General features: G+C 55.5%; 1 protein-coding gene. It reads left to right on the forward strand.

Annotated features, from left to right (window positions below; all coding sequences use genetic code 11):
• Nucleotides 1–90: 90 nt before the first annotated feature.
• On the forward strand, nucleotides 91–1,144 hold a 1,054-nt coding region (locus QMG40_RS17275; RefSeq protein WP_283532382.1), incomplete at its 3' end, for an IS1249 family transposase.

The following is a 1,144-nucleotide window of genomic DNA, read 5'->3' on the forward strand; positions in this document are numbered from 1 at the left end:
GGGTTAGCGGCCATAATGTGTGTATGCAAAGTGGCTTTTGACCAGTAATCATATGGGATGCAGGGCCTTGTACATGCTTTGAAAGCATGTATGGTGACAGTTCCCAAGAACCACCCCCGTTGTGGTGTATGTGCTCAGAAGCTTGTGAAGAACGGTTCGACCAGTGCAGGTAAAACCCGGTGGCGGTGTAAATCCTGTGGTGCTTCCAGTACTCAATCCAGGGTTGATATCAGCAAGAAAGCAGAGTTCGCCGCTTTCCAGTCATGGATCACTGGTAAGACCCGTCAGGACGCCCATGCCAGCTCATCACGGACCTTTCGGAGGCAGAGTGCTTGGTGTTGGAACGTGGCCCCACAAGCCCCTGTGACCGGGGAAATTCACCCGGTGCTCATGCTCGATGGAACGTACTTCAACGGCTGGTGCGTGCTCATTGCTTACACCGGTGATCACGTTGTTGGCTGGCAGTGGTGCGATCGGGAAAAACATGCTTCCTGGTCAGCGTTACTCAAGCAACTCCCGGCCCCTGCCATGGTCGTCACCGACGGGCACAAAGGCCTCGAGAGTGCGTTGGGTCAGCACTGGCCAGAAACAAGAGTGCAGCGGTGTTTGTTTCATATTCAACAGAACATCCGTACCCACCTCACGATGCGTCCGAAACTCGATGCTGGCAAGGAATTACTGGCCCTAGCGAAGGCTTTAACACCGATCCAGTCCCTGGATCAAGCCGCTGTGTGGGTCGGTGAGTTCGCGTCCTGGGAAGCACGCTGGGAGAAGTTCTTGAAGGACCGCACCTACGCGAAGAAGAACGGTGAAAGGCCCTCACACGTGCGGGCAAACCAGAACTGGTGGTTCACGCATCTTCGTCTGCGCCAAGCCCGTGGAACACTAGCCACAGTCCTGCAGAACGAGCATCTGTTTACTTGGCTCACCCACGCCACCGAAGACCAGAAACTCCCTAGGACAACGAGCCCGCTCGAGGGTGGGATCAATGCTGGCTTGAAGCACCTTCTTCGGGACCATCGAGGCCTTAGCGATGATCATGCCAAACGAGCCGTGGACTGGTACCTCTACCACCACACCGAGGCCCCTAAAGATCCCTGGGACCTAGTGAAGGCCCACCACTGGCAACCAAAAAAGAAGAAAC

The organism is Arthrobacter antibioticus, from assembly GCF_030063205.1.
Taxonomy (GTDB): Bacteria; Actinomycetota; Actinomycetes; order Actinomycetales; family Micrococcaceae; genus Specibacter.